Consider the following 15,864-nt stretch of genomic DNA (forward strand, 5'->3'; position numbering starts at 1 on the left):
CGCTTGAGCATTCCAATGACACGTCGATTCCGGCATAGTGGTTCATGGTCGTTCCTCAAGGATGCTTGGAGCGGGCTTGCCCGACTCCGTTCAAACACCATCAATCTGAGGGACGACCGCCTTAACCAGCAAGCCGCGAGCGAGCGCGCCACCACCAGCGCCGTAGCGAGTGAGCGGCTTGCTAGCAGCTCGCCGGCCCGTTATCCCATCTAATCCACCCTACGCAGATTCCTTCGCTGCCGTCGCGCGCCAGGCAATGGCGAGCGCGAGCAGCAGCAGCGCGGCGGCCAGATAGAACGGCGCGCCAGGCATTTTCAGCGGCACATTGTCGCCGATGAAATACGCAAACGTCAACGTGAACAGGAACGGGCCGATCAATTCCGACATGCTCTGCACGCTGGATGTCGCGCCCTGCAACTGGCCCTGCTGGTCGGAGGCGACGAGCTGCGTCGTCAGTGCCTGCGTCGCGGCGCCGGAGATGCCCCACAGCGCCATCACGGGAATGCCGATCCAGAACAGCTGGCCGGTCGGCGCCGCGCCGAAGATCGCGAAGCCCAAGGCGCCGCAGACGAGACCGAGGAACAGCGCGTTGCGCTCGCCGAGCAGCTTGACGATCGGGCCGATCGCTGCGCCCTGCACGATCATGCCGCAGAGGCCGACCAACGCGAGCGTCGCGCCGACCGTGCCGGTGTCCCAGCCGTAACGATAGGTGGCGTAGAGCACGAACACCGAGGGCAGCACGACATGCGCGAGCTGGCCGAAGAATGTCGCCAGCGACAGGCCGGCCAGCGTCCGGTTCGAAAGCAGGAAACGCAGCGCGCCGATCGGATTGGCGCTCTTCCATTTGAACGGCGCACGCCGCTCAGGCGGCAGCGATTCCGGCAGGATGAACAGGCCATAGAGCCCGTTGACGAAGCTCAAACCCGCCGCTGCCCAGAACGGCAGCCGCGGATCGATCTGGCCGAGCAGCCCGCCCAGCGCCGGTCCGAGGATGAAGCCGGCGCCGAAGGCAACGCCGATCTTGCCGAACATCGCGGCGCGCTGCTCCGGCGCGGTGACGTCGGCGATGTAGGCGAACACGGTCGAGATGCTCGACGACGTGATGCCCGAGATCGCCCGCCCGATGAACAGCCAGATCAGGTTCGGCGCCAGCGCCATCAGCACATAGTCGGCAGCAAGGCCGAAATTCGACACCAGCACCACCGGCCGGCGGCCGAAGCGATCGGACAGCGCGCCCAGGATCGGCGAGCAGACGAACTGCATCAATGCCCAGATCGAGCCGAACACGCCGAAGATGCGCGCCGCGTTTGCGGTGTCGTTGTTGACGAAACCTTCGATCAGCTTGGGCAGGATCGGGATGATGATCCCGAGCGCGAGCATGTCGAGCAGCAGGGTGATGAAGATGAAGATCACGGCGCCGCGGCGCGGTTGCGACACCGAAATCGCCTCAGCCCCCGCCTCGCCGCTCATGACGGCCGTTTGCGCTTGTGGGCGAACGGATTGGCCTTCTCACGCAGCGTGATCCGGATCGGCGTGCCCGGCAGATCGAAGGTCTCGCGCAGCGAGTTGATCAGATAGCGCAGATAGGACCTCGGGATCGCGTCGGCGCGCGAGCAGAACAGCACGAAGCTCGGCGGGCGCGCCTTCACTTGCGTGATGTAGTTCAGCTTCAGCCGGCGGCCCGAGACGGCCGGCGGCGGGCTGGCCTGGATCGCCTGCTCGAACCAGCGATTGAGCGCCGAGGTCGGCAAGCGCCGGTTCCAGACCGCATAGGCCTCCTGGATCGCCGTCATCAGGCGGTCGATGCCCTCGCCCATCAGGCCGGAGACGGCAACGATCGGCGCGCCCTTGACCTGCGGCAGCCAATGGTCGGCATCGATGCGCAGCTGCGAGATCTGATTGGGCTTGCGCTCGACCAGATCCCATTTGTTGACTGCGAGCACGATGGCGCGGCCTTCGCGCTCGACCAGGTCGGCGATGCGCAGGTCCTGCTCCTCGAACCTGTTCTGCGCGTCCATCATCATCACGACGACCTCGGCGAAGCGCACCGCGCGCAACGCGTCGGCGACCGAGAGCTTTTCCAGCTTCTCCTCGATCCGCGAGCGGCGGCGCAGGCCCGCGGTGTCGAACACGCGAAACTCGCGGCCCTGCCAGGTGATCTCGACCGCGATGGAATCGCGCGTGGTGCCGGCCTCGGGGCTGGTCAGCAGCCGCTCCTCGCCGAGCAGATGGTTGATCAGCGTCGACTTGCCGGCATTGGGCCGGCCGACGATGGCGACGCGGATCGGACGCTGCGCGGCCTCCTCCTCCGAGATGTCCTCGTCATCCGCGATCTCGTCGTCTTCCTCCGGCGTCTCGGGCACCAGCGCGCTCAGCGCCTCGTGGAGGTCGGCCATACCCTCGCCGTGCTCGGCCGAGATCTGGACGGGATCGCCGAGGCCGAGCGCGTAGGATTCCATCGCACCGATCTCGCCGTGCCTGCCCTCGGCCTTGTTGGCGACCAGTACCACCGGCTTGTTGGCTTTTCGGGCGAAGTCGGCGAAGGCGCGGTCGGTCGGGGTCAGGCCGACACGGGCGTCGATCACGAACATCAGCGCGTCGGCGAGCTCGATCGCGGTTTCGGTCTGCTCCTGCATCCGCGCCGTCAGCGAGCCCTTGGCGCCCTCGTCGAGCCCCGCGGTGTCGATGATGGTGAATTCGAGATCGTAGAGCTTGGCCTGGCCCTCGCGGCGGTCCCGCGTCACGCCGGGCTCGTCATCGACCAGCGCGAGCTTCTGGCCCACCAGCCGGTTGAACAGCGTCGACTTCCCGACATTGGGCCGGCCGATAATGGCGATGGTAAAAGACATGAATTATCCAGACGCAGTCTGCGACGCGCGGGTCAAGGTGCTGGCAAGAACTACAGCAGGAATGGGGAGCGGTCGAAGCAAATGATGGAGCACCTTCTCCCTCTCCCCGTTCTTACGGGGAGAGGGTTGGGGTGAGGGCCCTCTCCGCGAACACCGCAAGATGTGAGTTCGTGGAGACTCCCCCTCACCCGGAATTCAAGCTGTCCTTGAATTCCGACCTCTCCCCGCAGGCGGGGCGAGGTGGAATTCTGCTGCCAGCTAACGGCTAAATCCGCCGCTCGGTAGCGGCGCGGGGAACGCGCCGCCGGATTGTTGCGTGGTCTGGGTCTGCTGGGCCGGTGCCGCAGGCTGCGCCTGCTGGTCGTCGGCGGGCGGCGCCGTGGTGCGGCGGCGGACGATCTTCTTCGGCTTCGGATCCGGCGGCACCGCGGCGGGGGCGCCCTCATCGGTCGCGGCGTCGGGAGCGGCCGCCTGATCAGCGGCCGGCGCGGCGCGCTTGGTATGCTTCTTGGCCCCCTTCGGCGGCTCGGGCGGCGGAGCAGCAGCGGCCGCCGCAGCGTTCTGCTGGTCGAGCTGTTCCTGCTGCGAGCCCTTGTACAATTCCTTCGGCACGCCCTGCTCGAGGCCGGGCACGCCTTCGGGGAATACCGGCTTGCGGTCGCCCTGCAGCTTCTTCTTGGTGTCGAGGAAGTCGAGCAGGTCGCTCGGATCGAAATTGGCCATGCCGCCACCGCCGCAGCCTGCCAACGCGCTGCAAAGCGCGGTCAGAACTGCGGCTGCGATCAGGCGTTGCGAGCGGCGCATGGTCGATCTCTCACTCAAACTCGGGTTTCGCGCCAGCTCAGCTTTTAGCGACTGGCGGCAACAATGCCTGCAGCGCTTCGGCGCGCGAGCGCATGCTCGGCGGCGTCTCGCCGTCATTGGCAATCTGGTCGAGCCACTGCCGCGCGGCGGTGGCATCGTTGGCGCGCCAGGCCGACAGCGCCAGCAGTTCGCGCGCGGAGTGACGGAACGTCGAGTCCTTCGACGTCGCCACAGCCTCGAGCCGCTGCAGCATGTTCGGATAGGTCGTGGTTTCCATCACGATCTGCGCGGCGCGGATCCGCGCCAGGTCCTGATCGGGACCGCCCACGCTGCGGTCGGCTGCGATGTCGTCATAGAGTTTCGCGGCGGCCGGCTGGTCGCGGGTCGCGACCTCGGCGGCCATGCGCAGCCGCGCCAGTGTGCGATAACCGGACGGCGCCTTCGTGACCAGGTCGGCAAACGCAGCCTCGGCCTCGGCGTGCTTGTTCTGGTCCGACAGCTCGACGGCGCGGTCGAACGCCGCACCGGCCTCGGCGGCCTTCTTGGCCTCGAGATATTGGTAGCCACGCCAGCCACCGACGCCCGCGACCACGATGATCGCCAGCGCGATGATGAAAAGCGAGTACTTGTCCCACAGCTTCTTGAGCTGATCGCGACGGACTTCCTCGTCGACTTCGTCAAATAATTCAGACACTTAAGGCTATCCCATCCCCTCGGGACCGCGAATCTCGGTGGAGCACAGCCCCTACCTGATCCCCACATCGCGGCGGCGTTACCCTAACGGTGTGGCGGAGGCAAGGCAAAGCGAGCCGGATCAAAGCGTTAACCGGGGAAGTTTGACGTAGCTTCGACGGGACCGCGTGGGCTCCCTCTCCCGCTTGCGGGGGAGGGCTGGGGTGGGGGTGCCGCCACGAGTCGAATGTTGGAGAGGGCCCCATTGTGGCGAGAGCCCCCACCCGCCGCGCTACGCGCGTCGACCTTCCCCGCAGGCGGGAGAGGTGAACCGAGTTTGCGGCTTCTCAAGTGCCCTACCCGTTTGCAGCCAGCGTCTCGCGCAGCTGCCGCTTGATCACCTTGCCGTTGGCGTTGCGCGGCAGCGGCTGTGCGGTCAGGGCCATGGTCTCCGGCACCTTGTAGTCCGACAGACGCTCGGCACACCAGGCGCGCAGGCTCTCCGCATTGACCTCGCTGCGGGTCACGATCACGGCGTGCACGCGTTCGCCGAGCACCGGGCACGGCTTGGCGATGATCGCACTCTCGACCACGGCCGGGTGGCCGGCCAGCACGGATTCCACCTCGGCGGAATAGATCTTCAGGCCGCCGCGGTTGATCATGTCCTTCTGGCGATCGAACACGCGAACGAAATTGTCGGCGTCGATCGAACCGAGATCGCCGGAATGCCAGAACCCGGCGGTGAAGCTTTCCGCCGTCGCCTTCGGATTGTTCCAGTAGCCCTTGATCACGGAGGCGCTGCGGATCCAGAGCTCGCCGATCTCGCCGCGAGGCACCTCGCGGCCGTCGGCGCCCATCACGACGATCTCGGCTCCCGGACACGGCAGGCCGACGCTGTCGATATGGGCTGCGGTGAGTTCGCCCGGCATCAAGGTCGAGGGCGACGTGGTCTCGGTCGCGCCGTAACAATTGGCGAGCTTCAAACCGGGAATCTTGGCGTCGAGCTTCTCGATGGTCGCGACCGGCATCGGCGCGCCGCCGAAGCCGCCGATGCGCCAGCTCGACAGATCGGTGCTGTCGAAATCCGGCTGCATCAGGCAGAGATTGTACATCGCCGGCACCATCACCGTGTAGCTGACACGCTCGCGCGCCGCGACCTTGAGATATTCCGACGCCTTGAACTCCGGCATGATGATCAGCGCGCCGGCGCAGCGGGCCATGGTTGTGACGTTGGCGACCGCGCCGGTGACATGCGCGAGCGGCACCGCGGCGATCGAGCGATCGGCTTTCGTCAGCTTCAGGCAGGACGCAAAAATCATCGAGGAATGGATGATATTGCAATGCGCGAGCATCGCGCCCTTGGGTCGGCCCGTCGTACCCGAGGTGTAGAGGATCATCGCGGTGTCCTCTTCCCTCACCTCCGCCGGCGCCTGTGCCGGCGCGTTGTCGCGTAGCGCAGCGAATTGCGACGTGCTGTCGTCGCTGACTGATACGCGATGCGCGAGGCCGGGAATATCGGCGGCGTCAGGGATGCGCTCGGCAAGCGCGGCCTCGTGCACCAGGCACTTCGCGCCGCAATCGTTCAGCACATAGGCGATCTCAGGCTTCTGCTGGCGCGTCGAGAGCAGCACCGTCACGAGCCCTGCATGGGCGGCGGCGAACATCGTCAGCACGAACTCGACGCGGTTGCCGAGCAGGATCGCGACGCGGTCGCCGGGCACAAGGCCGAGTTTTGCAAAACCCGCCGCAACCTTGGCCGACTGCTCGGCGACCTCGCGCCAGCTCAAGCGCGCCGTGCCACAGACCAGCGCTTCGCCGTCGCCATTCTGCGCGACGGCATCCGCGATCATCGCCCACAGGCTCGTCGGCCGCTCCGCGAATGCCGGCACGACGCGGTCGCCGAAGCGCGGCTCGAGCCGCATCAGCGGCAGTGCGTGTTGCGACCAATCCATATCAGCCTCGTCAGCTCTTCTTCATGCCGTAGACGTGCTCCGGCCCCGGGAAGGCGCGGCTCTTCACGTCGCGCGCATAGCCCGCGATCGCTTCCTCGATCATTGGTCCGAGGTTGCCGTAGCGGCGGACGAATTTCGGCGCGCGCGGCGACAGGCCGAGCATGTCCTCCAGCACCAGCACCTGGCCGTCGCAGGCGGCGCTGGCACCGATGCCGATGGTGGGAACGGCGATCGATTGCGTGATCTTGCGCGCCAGCGGCTCGGCGACCGCCTCGACCACGATCGAGAAGGCGCCTGCTTCGGCGATCGCCTTGGCGTCGTTCTCGATCGGCGCCCAGTTCTCCTCCTCGCGGCCCTGCGCGCGGAACGAGCCCAGCGTGTTGATCGACTGCGGCGTCAGGCCGATATGGCCCATCACGGGAATGCCGCGCTCCGACAGGAACGCCACCGTCTCTGCCATCCGCGCGCCGCCCTCGAGCTTGACCGCACCACACAGCGTTTCCTTCATGATCCGCACCGCGGATTGAAACGCCTGCTCCTTCGAGCCTTCATAGGAGCCGAACGGCATGTCGACGACGACGAGCGCGGCCTGCGAGCCGCGCATCACCGCGCGGCCCTGCAGGATCATCATGTCGAGGGTGACCGGCACCGTGGTCTCGAAGCCGTGCATGACGTTGCCGAGGGAGTCGCCGACCAGGATGGCGTCACAATGACGGTCGACCAGCGCCGCAGTGTGCGCGTGGTACGACGTCAGCATCACGATCGGCTCGCCGTTCTTGCGGGCGCGCAGATCGGGTGCGGTCTTGCGCTTGATGGCGGATTGAACAGACATAGTCAGGCTCCCATGACAGGCACGCCGATCACGACCGGGTGGAACGCAAACGCCAGCGCCAGATATGCGATGACACCGACCGCGATCGCGATCAGGTCGTTGGTTGGGCCGCCCACCGGGATCGGCGGGCCGCCGGCATCGGTGCGGCGCTTCAGCGAGATGCGGTCGTAGACCGCCCATGCGAGAAACGAGCCGAACAGGATGATCGAGCCGAGGTCGCCATTGGCGAGCAGATGCGCGAACGCCCACAGTTTCACGGCTGCCAGCATCGGATGCTTCACGATGGTGTAGATGCGGCCGCGGATATAGGCGGCGACGATGAGGATCACAGCGGGCAGCATCAGCGCCACCGTGATGTGCTTGAAGGCGGTCGGCGGCGTCCAGACATCGATCCAGCCGGTCGCGCGGTAGTGGCCGAAACCCCAGATGATCAGCGCGAGGCCTGCGAACGACACCAGCGAATAGACGCCCTTGTAGGCGCCCTCGCCCATCGCCTTGACGATGCCGGCGCGCAGCTCGCGCAGGCTGCTCAGCACATGGATGCCGAGGAACAGCACGAGACCCAGGATCATGACGAGCAGTCCCACGATGTTCCTCCCCTGATTGATTAATGCCTTCGCGTAACATCTTCGCCGGGCGCATGGCAATGCGCCACGCCGGGTCGCCGATCACGGATTGCCGGTCGGCTTGGCGAGCTCCCGGTTGTCGACATAGCGGATCATGATCGGGCGGCCGGCCAGGGCGCCGCCGAGCCCGCCGGTGAATTTCAGCGGCAGGCAGGCATCGAGCGAGGCGTTGATCGCGTTGAGGTAGGTCGTGCGGGTGTCGGCCGGGATACCCCGCGTCGAAAACGTCAGGCGTGGCGCACCGATCATCTCGCCTGACCGTTTGAAGCTGAAGCGCACCGACATCTGCATGCCCGCGCGCGCGTCGTCCGCCGGCGGCGGCGCCCAGCAGGAACGCAGCGCGGCAAAGAGATCGCCGATGGTATTGAGGTCATGATCCGGCTTGCGGTACTTCTCGGCTTGATCTTGCGGCGGTACGGTCAGGATCGTGAGCTGGAGATTTTCGCCGTACGGATAATCGATCTCGGGAAAGCACGGCCCGTTGTTGAACACGCCGCAATAGGACGGGATACAAGGCCCCTCGTCGAGCACGCTGCAAGGTGTGTGTGCGAATGGCGCCGGGTTGGTCTGTTGCCGCTGCTGCGCAGAGGCGCTGCCCGCGAAGCCAAAGGCCAGCACGGCAAGAGCAAGACAGATGGCGACGCGTCGGAGCATGCAGGCGGACCCGGAATGCGTTCCGGGGAAAATGGTACCGCAGCAGGACCGCATCAAGCGGGGCCGGTTCACGTCCTCGCGCTTTTCGCGCCACGCGCTCTCGGTCATCGCCCGGCCTCGACCGGGCGATCCAGTATTCCAGAGACGATTGTGAAGACGGAGAAGCCGCGGCGTACTGGGTCCCCCGGTCGAGCCGGGGGACGACACCGAGGATGCGGCACAACACCGCTTCTTCTCATCCGCGCGTTCTCGCCACAATTCCCGCTGTCATCGCCCGACTTGATCGGGCGATCCAGTATTCCAGAGACGCCAGCGATTGATCGATAAGCCGCGGCGTACTGGGTCCCCCGGTCGAGCCGGCGGACGACACCGAGTTTGCCGGCTTACGCCTTCTTCTTCACGTCCTTGACGTTGGAGAAGGTGATGCCCTCGGCGCGCTCGCGGGTGTAGCCGAGATAAAACTCGTTCTTGGCCATGAACACGGGATCGCCGTCGACGTCGTCGGCGATGCCGGAATTGTTGGCGGCGACGAAGGCGTCGAGCTTCTTGCGGTCGTCGGACGAGATCCAGCGTGCCAGCGAGAATTCCGAGACCTCGAACTCGACCGGCAGCGAGTACTCCGCGTCGAGCCGCGCCTTCAGCACGTCGAGCTGCAGCGGACCGACCACGCCGACCAGCGCCGGCGCACCGTCGCGCGGGCGAAACACCTGCACGACGCCCTCCTCCGACATCTGCTGCAAGGCTTCCTTCAGCTTCTTGGCCTTCATCGCATCGGTGAGGCGAACGCGGCGGACGATTTCAGGCGCGAAGCTCGGCACGCCGACGAAGGTCAGATCCTCGCCCTCGGTCAGCGTGTCGCCGATCCTGAGCGTACCGTGATTGGGGATGCCGACGACGTCGCCGGCAAAAGCCTCGTCCGCCACCGAGCGATCCTGCGCGAAGAAGAATTGCGGGCTCGACAGGCTCATGTTCTTGCCTGTTCGCACCAGCTTGGCCTTCATGCCGCGGCTGAGCTTGCCCGAGCACAGCCGGGCGAAAGCGATGCGGTCGCGGTGGTTCGGATCCATGTTGGCCTGGATCTTGAACACGAACGCACTCATGCGCGGCTCGGCCGCTTCGACCTTGCGCAGATCGGAATCCTGCGCGCGCGGCGCCGGTGCGAATTTGCCGAGGCCTTCGAGCAGATCGCCGACGCCGAAATTGCGCAGCGCGCTGCCGAAATAGACCGGCGTCAGATGGCCCTCGCGGAATGCCGCGAGCTCGAACGGCTTGCAGGCCTCCGATGCCAGCGCCAGTTCGTCCTTGACCTCGGCGACATCCAGATTCGGGTTGCGCTTGCCGAGATCGGCGATGTCGATCTGCTCGGTGGCGCCGGTCTTGGCGCCGCCGCCCTCGAGCAGCCGCACGCCGCCATTGACGACGTCATAGGTGCCGAGGAAGTCGCGGCCGCGGCCGACCGGCCAGGTCATCGGCGTGGTGTCGAGCGCCAGCGTCTTCTCGATCTCGTCCAGCAGCTCAAACGTGTCGCGGCTCTCGCGGTCCATCTTGTTGATGAAGGTGATGATCGGGATGTCGCGCAGCCGGCACACCTCGAACAGCTTTCGCGTGCGGGCCTCGATGCCCTTGGCGGCGTCGATCACCATGACCGCGGAATCGACCGCGGTCAGCGTGCGATAGGTGTCTTCCGAAAAGTCCTCGTGGCCCGGCGTGTCCAGCAGGTTGAACACGAGCTCGTTGAACTCGAAGGTCATCACCGAGGTGACGACCGAAATGCCGCGCTCGCGCTCGATCTTCATCCAGTCCGAGCGCGTGTTGCGCCGCTCGCCCTTGGCCTTGACCTGGCCCGCGAGGTTGATGGCGCCGCCGAACAGCAGCAGCTTTTCCGTCAGCGTGGTCTTGCCGGCGTCCGGGTGCGAGATGATCGCAAACGTGCGGCGCCGCGCCACTTCCTCGGAAAGCGGCGAGCGGGACGGCGATTCGGCTGAAACTGAGATGTCGGACATGGCGGGCAGCGTTTGGCAGGGAAAACGGGCGCAATCAAGGGCGTTTTGTCGCAATGCGGCGTGGCCGCACCACCGCCATATAGGCATGAGAAGGACGACCTTCTCCTCACCATACCATCCGCGGGGACGACCCTGCCTTATCCGGAGGGTTCGTTATGGCTTGGGCCATTTTGCTCGTCGCAGGCCTGCTCGAGATCGGCTGGGCGATCGGGCTGAAATACACCGAAGGCTTCTCGCGGCTGGTGCCGTCGGTTTTGACGCTCGCGGCGATGGCCGGCAGCGTGCTGCTGCTCGGCCTCGCGCTGAAGACGCTGCCGATTGGAACCGCCTATGCGGTCTGGACCGGGGTCGGCGCGGTCGGCACCGCGGCGCTCGGCATCATCCTGCTCGGCGAACCCGCAACCGCAATGCGGCTTGCCAGCATCGGGCTGATCGTCTCCGGCATCGTCGGCCTGAAACTGGTCGGATAAGTTCTTTTTTCGACGCGTTTTCCTAACGCGAACCGGCTTCCACTTCGCTCGAAAACGCTACTTCAGAATCTGCACGACCCAGTAGGTCGCGGCGGCGACCGTGGCGGACGCCGGGATCGTGATCACCCAGGCGTAGACGATCGAGCTTGCCACGTTCCAGCGCACGGCGGAGAGCCGCCGTGCGGCGCCGACCCCGACGATGGCGCCGGTGATGGTGTGGGTGGTCGACACGGGAACCCCGAGATAGGTCGCGATGAACAGCGTCGCGGCGCCGCCGGTCTCGGCGCAGAACCCCTGCATCGGCGTCAGCTTGGTGATCCGCAGCCCCATGGTGCGGACGATCCGCCAACCACCCATCAGGGTGCCCAGCGCCATCGCGCTCTGGCAGGCCAGCACGACCCAGAACGGGATTTCAAATTTGTCGCCGAGATGGCCCTGCGAGTAGAGCAGCACGGCGATGATGCCCATGGTCTTCTGCGCGTCGTTGCCGCCATGGCCGAGCGAATAGAGCGAGGCCGAGGCGAATTGCAGGACGCGGAAGGCGCGATCGACCGCGAACGGCGTCGAGCGCACCGAGAGCCAGGACACGATCGCAACCAGCACCAGCGCCAGCAGGAAGCCGACCAGCGGCGACAGCACGATCGCTAGCAAGGTCTTGGTGAGCCCGCTCCACACTGCCGCCGAAATGCCCGCCTTCGCCATGCCGGCGCCGACCAGGCCGCCGATCAGCGCGTGCGAGCTCGATGAGGGGATGCCCAGCGCCCAGGTGATCACGTTCCAGGCGATCGCGCCGACCAGCGCGGCGAAGATCACGGTTGCATCCACCACCGACGGGTCGATAATCCCGGTGCCGATGGTGTTGGCGACGTGGAGGCCGAACACCGCGAAGGCGACGAAGTTGAAGAAGGCCGCCCAGAACACCGCATATTGCGGCCGCAGCACCCGGGTCGAGACGATGGTCGCGATCGAGTTCGCGGCATCGTGCAGCCCGTTCAGGAAGTCGAACAGCAGCGCGACCGCGATCAGGATGGTCAGAACCGGAAGACCCAGCGTGGCGTCCACGTGATGGCCCTGCCCTAAACCTGTTCGATCACGATGGAGTTGATCTCGTTGGCGACGTCGTCGAAGCGATCGGCCACCTTCTCGAGGTGGTCGTAGATCTCCGCGCCGACGATGAAGTCCATCGTGTTGGCGTTGCGGTGCTTCAGGTACAATTCCTTGAGCCCGATATCATGGAGATCGTCGACCCGGCCCTCGAGCTTGGTCAGTTCCTCGGTGATCTGGGTCAGCAGCGAGACGTTCTGGCCGATCGCCTGCAACAGAGGCAGCGCACGGACGACCAGATTGGCGCACTCGACGATCAGGGTGCCCATCTCGCGCATCGGAGGCTCGAACTCGCGCACCTCGAACAGCATGACCGCCTTGGCGGTCTGCTGCATCTGATCGACTGCGTCGTCCATCGAGGTGATCAGGTTCTTGATATCGCCGCGGTCGAACGGGGTGATGAAGGTGCGGCGAACCGCTGTCAGGACTTCACGGGTGACGTTATCAGCGTCGTTCTCGAACTGATTGACGCGCTGGCAGAAGACGGGGGTCTCGTCCCCGCCCTTCAGCATGTCCTGCAGCGCCAGGGAGCACTGCACGGAGGTCTGGGCGTGGCGGGCGAACAGGTCGAAAAACCGCTCTTCCTTGGGCAGGAAGGCGCGAAACCAGCGCAGCATGTCTCAGTTCCATCATTCCGGGACAGCCCTTTTAGCGACTGTCACGGAACTGTCATAGAGCATCTGGCGGGGAAAACACCCGGCACGACCGCCCGAACGGGCGGTCGTCCACCGCTATGTCGGTCGAAAATCGCGGGGCGCGCTTGCGCCCGCCCCGCCCCCTACAGCGACCGCCGCAGCAGGTGGGCCAGCTCACCGACCAAGCCGCGCCGGAACAGCAGCACGCAGGACACGAAGATCACGCCCTGGATCACCGTCACCCACTGGCCGAAACCGGCGAGATATTGCTGCATGGCGATGATCACGAAGGCGCCGACCACCGGGCCGAAGATGGTGCCGAGGCCACCGACCAGCGTCATCAGCACGATTTCACCGGACATCGACCAGTGCACGTCGGTGAGCGAGGCGTTCTGCGCCACGAACACCTTCAGCGAGCCGGCAAAGCCCGCCAGCGTGCCCGACAGGACGTAGGCAAGCATCTTGTACTGATCGGTCTTGTAGCCGAGCGAGATCGCGCGCGGCTCGTTCTCGCGGATCGACTTCAGCACCTCGCCGAACGGCGAGTTGATGGTGCGGTAGATCAGCAGGAAGCCGGCGAGGAAGCCGACCAGCACGACGTAGTACAGCACCAAGGGCTTCGAGAGATCGAAGATCCCGAACAGGTGGCCCTGCGGGATGCCCTGGATGCCGTCTTCACCATGGGTGAACGGCGCCTGCAGATAAAGGAAGTAGAGCAGCTGCGACAGCGCCAGCGTGATCATCGAGAAATAGATGCCCTGCCGCTTGATCGAGACGTAGCCGGTGACGAGGCCGAGCAAGGCCGCAGCGGCGACGCCGACCACGATGCCGAGCTCCGGCGGCAGCCCCCACACCTTCAGCGCATGCGCCGAGACGTAGCCGGCGGTGCCGAGGAACATGGCGTGGCCGAACGACAGCAAGCCGCCATAGCCGATCAGGAGGTTGAAGGCACAGGCGAGCAGCGCAAAGCACAGCGCCTGCATGACGAAGAACGGATAGATCCCCGTAAACGGCACCGCCGCCAGCAGCGCCGCCATCACGGCGAATACGATCATCTCGTCGCGCATCGCGCGCGGCGTCATCGGAAGTGTATCATCGGTCAATGCTGACATATCAGGCCGCCCGTCCCGTCAGTCCCGTTGGCTTCACCAGCAACACCACCACCATCAGGACAAACACCACGGTGTTGGAGGCCTCGGGATAAAAATACTTGGTCAGTCCCTCGATCACGCCGAGCGCGAAGCCGGTGATGATCGAACCCATGATCGAGCCCATGCCGCCGATCACGACCACCGCGAACACCACGATGATGAGATCGGCGCCCATCAGCGGGCGGACCTGGTTGATCGGCGCCGACAGCACGCCGGCGAGCGCGGCAAGACCGACGCCGAGCCCGTAGGTCAGCGTGATCATGCGCGGCACGTTGATGCCGAAGGCACGCACCAGCGTCGGGTTCTCGGTGGCGGCGCGCAGATACGCGCCGAGCTGCGTCTTCTCGATCAGGAACCAGGTCGCAAGGCACACGACCAGCGAGAAGATGACGACCCAGCCGCGATAGATCGGCAGGAACATGAAGCCGAGATTGACGCCGCCCTTGAGCTGATCCGGGATCGAGTAAGGTAGGCCCGAGGAGCCGAAATAGTTCTGGAACACGCCCTGCACGATCAGCGCGATGCCGAAGGTCAGCAGCAATCCGTAGAGATGGTCGAGCCCGGCGAGCCATTGCAGCATGGTCCGCTCGAGGATCATGCCGAAGACGCCGACCACCACGGGTGCGATGATCAGCGCCCACCAGTAGTTGATGCCGCCCAGATTGAGCAGGAAATACGCCACGAAGGCGCCCATCATGTAGAGCGCGCCATGCGCGAAATTGATGATGTTGAGCATGCCGAAGATGACGGCAAGCCCGAGACTGAGCAGCGCGTAGAACGAGCCGTTGATCAGTCCGACCAGAAGCTGTGCGTAGAGAGCCTGCATCGAATGAGCTTTCGCTAGATAGATGAAGCCCGCCGGCCACGCCCATGGCCGGCGGGCATGAGCGTCACTTCTTCAGAAGCGCACAGGCGCTCTTGTCGAGCGGCGTGAAGGCCTGGTTGCCCGGCACGGTGCCGACCAGCTTGTAGAAGTCCCACGGCCCCTTGGACTCCGAGGGCTTCTTCACCTCGAACAGATAGGCATCGTGGGTGACTCGGCCGTTGGCCTCGACCTCGCCCTTGCCGAACAGCGGATCGTCGGTCGGCATCGTCTTCATCTTCGCGACCACCTTGGCGCCGTCATGCGGATTGCCGCCGAGCGCATCCAGCGCCTTGAAGTAATGCAGCAGGCCCGCATAGACGCCGGCCTGCACCATGGTCGGGGGCGCGCCGCTCTTCAGCTTCTCCGAGAAGCGCTTGGAGAAGGCGCGGGTGTTGTCGTTGAGGTCCCAGTAGAAGGTCTCGGTGAAGTTCAGGCCCTGCGCGGTCTCCAAGCCGATCGCCTTGACGTCGGTGAGGAACAGCAGCAGCGCCGCGAGCTTCTGGCCGCCCTTGACGATGCCGAACTCGGCCGCCTGCTTGATCGAGTTGGTGGTGTCGCCGCCGGCGTTGGCGAGACCAATGATCTTGGCCTTGGAGGCCTGCGCCTGCAGCAGGAACGAGGAGAAGTCGGCGGTGTTGAGCGGATGCTTGACGCCACCGACCACCTTGCCGCCGTTGGCGGTGATGACGGCGGTGGTGTCGCGCTCGAGCGCCGCGCCGAACGCGTAGTCCGCGGTCAGGAAGAACCAGGTGTCCCCGCCCGCCTTCACCAGCGCCTGGCCGGTGGCGTGCGCCAGCATGTAGGTGTCGTAGGTCCAGTGCACCGTGTTCGGCGTGCACTGCGCGTTGGTGAGGTCCGAGGTCGCAGCGCCCGAATTGATGTAGACGCCGTTCTTTTCCTTCACGACGTTATTCACCGCGAGCGCGACGCCGGAATTCGGCACGTCGACGATGGTGTCGACCTTGTCGACGTCGAACCACTGGCGCGCGATGGTGGTGCCGATATCGGGCTTGTTCTGGTGATCGCCGGAGATCAGGTCGATGGTCCAGCCCTTGGCCTTGAGGCCGGAATCCTCGATCGCCATCTGCGCCGCCAGCGTCGAGCCGGGACCTGCGAGGTCGGCGTAGAGGCCGGACTGATCCGACAAGACGCCGATCTTGACGACCTTGTCGTCGGCGGAGGCAATGCTTGCGACGCTGAGCGCCATCGCGGTGCCGAGCAGAAGCGCAGAAATCTTGTTTCTCATG

At 65.4% G+C, this 15,864-nt stretch carries 16 protein-coding genes; 2 read left to right on the forward strand and 14 right to left on the reverse strand.

Features of this window, described 5'->3' with window-relative positions; translation table 11 throughout:
- Window positions 1–213 (forward strand): hypothetical protein (locus tag FNJ47_RS50560; RefSeq protein ID WP_206685346.1); only part of this gene is annotated, 213 nt, incomplete at its 5' end.
- Between the two features lie 6 nt (window positions 214–219).
- Here FNJ47_RS50560 and FNJ47_RS23945 read toward each other — a convergent pair.
- The 9 genes from FNJ47_RS23945 to FNJ47_RS23985 form a co-directional block, all read right to left on the reverse strand.
- The gene (locus tag FNJ47_RS23945; RefSeq protein ID WP_163157516.1) at window positions 220–1,470 is read right to left on the reverse strand and encodes an MFS transporter; all 1,251 of its coding nucleotides are present in this window, start codon (window positions 1,468–1,470) and stop codon (window positions 220–222) included.
- A complete protein-coding gene (gene der, locus FNJ47_RS23950) occupies window positions 1,467–2,849 on the reverse strand; it encodes a ribosome biogenesis GTPase Der (RefSeq protein ID WP_163157518.1) in 1,383 nt (460 codons plus the stop codon). Before der ends, FNJ47_RS23945 begins: the two co-directional genes overlap by 4 nt.
- Window positions 2,850–3,107: 258 nt before the next feature.
- The gene (locus FNJ47_RS23955; protein WP_163157520.1) at window positions 3,108–3,653 is read right to left on the reverse strand and encodes a hypothetical protein; all 546 of its coding nucleotides are present in this window, start codon (window positions 3,651–3,653) and stop codon (window positions 3,108–3,110) included.
- Window positions 3,654–3,690: 37 nt separating this feature from the next.
- Complete coding sequence (locus FNJ47_RS23960; protein ID WP_163157522.1) at window positions 3,691–4,347, reverse strand: tetratricopeptide repeat protein; 657 nt, start codon at window positions 4,345–4,347, stop codon at window positions 3,691–3,693.
- A 334-nt stretch (window positions 4,348–4,681) separates the two neighbouring features.
- Window positions 4,682–6,277 (reverse strand): class I adenylate-forming enzyme family protein, encoded by a 1,596-nt coding sequence (locus FNJ47_RS23965; RefSeq protein ID WP_163157524.1) that lies wholly within the window; start codon window positions 6,275–6,277, stop codon window positions 4,682–4,684.
- A gap of 10 nt (window positions 6,278–6,287) precedes the next feature.
- The gene (panB, locus tag FNJ47_RS23970; RefSeq protein ID WP_076860352.1) at window positions 6,288–7,109 is read right to left on the reverse strand and encodes a 3-methyl-2-oxobutanoate hydroxymethyltransferase; all 822 of its coding nucleotides are present in this window, start codon (window positions 7,107–7,109) and stop codon (window positions 6,288–6,290) included.
- Between the two features lie 2 nt (window positions 7,110–7,111).
- Window positions 7,112–7,696, reverse strand: coding sequence for an NnrU family protein (locus FNJ47_RS23975; protein WP_163157526.1), 585 nt, complete (start codon window positions 7,694–7,696; stop codon window positions 7,112–7,114).
- A gap of 81 nt (window positions 7,697–7,777) precedes the next feature.
- Window positions 7,778–8,389 (reverse strand): hypothetical protein, encoded by a 612-nt coding sequence (locus FNJ47_RS23980; protein ID WP_163157528.1) that lies wholly within the window; start codon window positions 8,387–8,389, stop codon window positions 7,778–7,780.
- 383 nt (window positions 8,390–8,772) lie between these two features.
- Complete coding sequence (locus FNJ47_RS23985; protein WP_163157530.1) at window positions 8,773–10,392, reverse strand: peptide chain release factor 3; 1,620 nt, start codon at window positions 10,390–10,392, stop codon at window positions 8,773–8,775.
- Window positions 10,393–10,547: 155 nt separating this feature from the next.
- On the opposite strand from FNJ47_RS23985, the gene sugE reads away from it, so the two are divergent.
- Complete coding sequence (sugE, locus tag FNJ47_RS23990) at window positions 10,548–10,862, forward strand: quaternary ammonium compound efflux SMR transporter SugE (RefSeq protein ID WP_163157532.1); 315 nt, start codon at window positions 10,548–10,550, stop codon at window positions 10,860–10,862.
- 57 nt (window positions 10,863–10,919) lie between these two features.
- On the opposite strand, the gene FNJ47_RS23995 is transcribed toward sugE, so the two are convergent.
- The 5 genes from FNJ47_RS23995 to FNJ47_RS24015 form a co-directional block, all read right to left on the reverse strand.
- Complete coding sequence (locus FNJ47_RS23995) at window positions 10,920–11,924, reverse strand: inorganic phosphate transporter (RefSeq protein ID WP_163157534.1); 1,005 nt, start codon at window positions 11,922–11,924, stop codon at window positions 10,920–10,922.
- A gap of 14 nt (window positions 11,925–11,938) precedes the next feature.
- Window positions 11,939–12,583, reverse strand: coding sequence for a DUF47 domain-containing protein (locus FNJ47_RS24000; RefSeq protein ID WP_163157536.1), 645 nt, complete (start codon window positions 12,581–12,583; stop codon window positions 11,939–11,941).
- 161 nt (window positions 12,584–12,744) lie between these two features.
- On the reverse strand, window positions 12,745–13,713 hold the full coding sequence (locus FNJ47_RS24005; RefSeq protein ID WP_163157538.1) for a branched-chain amino acid ABC transporter permease: 969 nt from the start codon (window positions 13,711–13,713) through the stop codon (window positions 12,745–12,747).
- Window position 13,714: 1 nt separating this feature from the next.
- Complete coding sequence (locus tag FNJ47_RS24010; RefSeq protein WP_163157540.1) at window positions 13,715–14,578, reverse strand: branched-chain amino acid ABC transporter permease; 864 nt, start codon at window positions 14,576–14,578, stop codon at window positions 13,715–13,717.
- Between the two features lie 64 nt (window positions 14,579–14,642).
- Window positions 14,643–15,863: an ABC transporter substrate-binding protein gene (locus FNJ47_RS24015; RefSeq protein ID WP_163157542.1), complete on the reverse strand. Its 1,221-nt coding sequence runs from the start codon at window positions 15,861–15,863 to the stop codon at window positions 14,643–14,645.
- Window position 15,864 lies beyond the last annotated feature (1 nt).

Source organism: Bradyrhizobium uaiense (assembly GCF_010811875.1).
Lineage (GTDB): Bacteria > Pseudomonadota > Alphaproteobacteria > Rhizobiales > Xanthobacteraceae > Bradyrhizobium > Bradyrhizobium uaiense.

Excerpts from the sequence above, each read along its gene's own strand:
- FNJ47_RS24015 (WP_163157542.1), bottom strand. The coding sequence starts at position 15,863 with ATGAGAAACAAGATTTCTGCGCTTCTGCTCGGCACCGCGATGGCGCTC.
- FNJ47_RS23980 (WP_163157528.1), bottom strand. The coding sequence starts at position 8,389 with ATGCTCCGACGCGTCGCCATCTGTCTTGCTCTTGCCGTGCTGGCCTTT.
- FNJ47_RS23965 (WP_163157524.1), bottom strand. The coding sequence starts at position 6,277 with ATGGATTGGTCGCAACACGCACTGCCGCTGATGCGGCTCGAGCCGCGC.
- FNJ47_RS24005 (WP_163157538.1), bottom strand. The coding sequence starts at position 13,713 with ATGTCAGCATTGACCGATGATACACTTCCGATGACGCCGCGCGCGATG.
- FNJ47_RS24000 (WP_163157536.1), bottom strand. The coding sequence starts at position 12,583 with ATGCTGCGCTGGTTTCGCGCCTTCCTGCCCAAGGAAGAGCGGTTTTTC.
- panB (WP_076860352.1), bottom strand. The coding sequence starts at position 7,109 with ATGTCTGTTCAATCCGCCATCAAGCGCAAGACCGCACCCGATCTGCGC.
- FNJ47_RS23945 (WP_163157516.1), bottom strand. The coding sequence starts at position 1,470 with ATGAGCGGCGAGGCGGGGGCTGAGGCGATTTCGGTGTCGCAACCGCGC.
- sugE (WP_163157532.1), top strand. The coding sequence starts at position 10,548 with ATGGCTTGGGCCATTTTGCTCGTCGCAGGCCTGCTCGAGATCGGCTGG.
- der (WP_163157518.1), bottom strand. The coding sequence starts at position 2,849 with ATGTCTTTTACCATCGCCATTATCGGCCGGCCCAATGTCGGGAAGTCG.
- FNJ47_RS23955 (WP_163157520.1), bottom strand. The coding sequence starts at position 3,653 with ATGCGCCGCTCGCAACGCCTGATCGCAGCCGCAGTTCTGACCGCGCTT.
- FNJ47_RS24010 (WP_163157540.1), bottom strand. The coding sequence starts at position 14,578 with ATGCAGGCTCTCTACGCACAGCTTCTGGTCGGACTGATCAACGGCTCG.
- FNJ47_RS23985 (WP_163157530.1), bottom strand. The coding sequence starts at position 10,392 with ATGTCCGACATCTCAGTTTCAGCCGAATCGCCGTCCCGCTCGCCGCTT.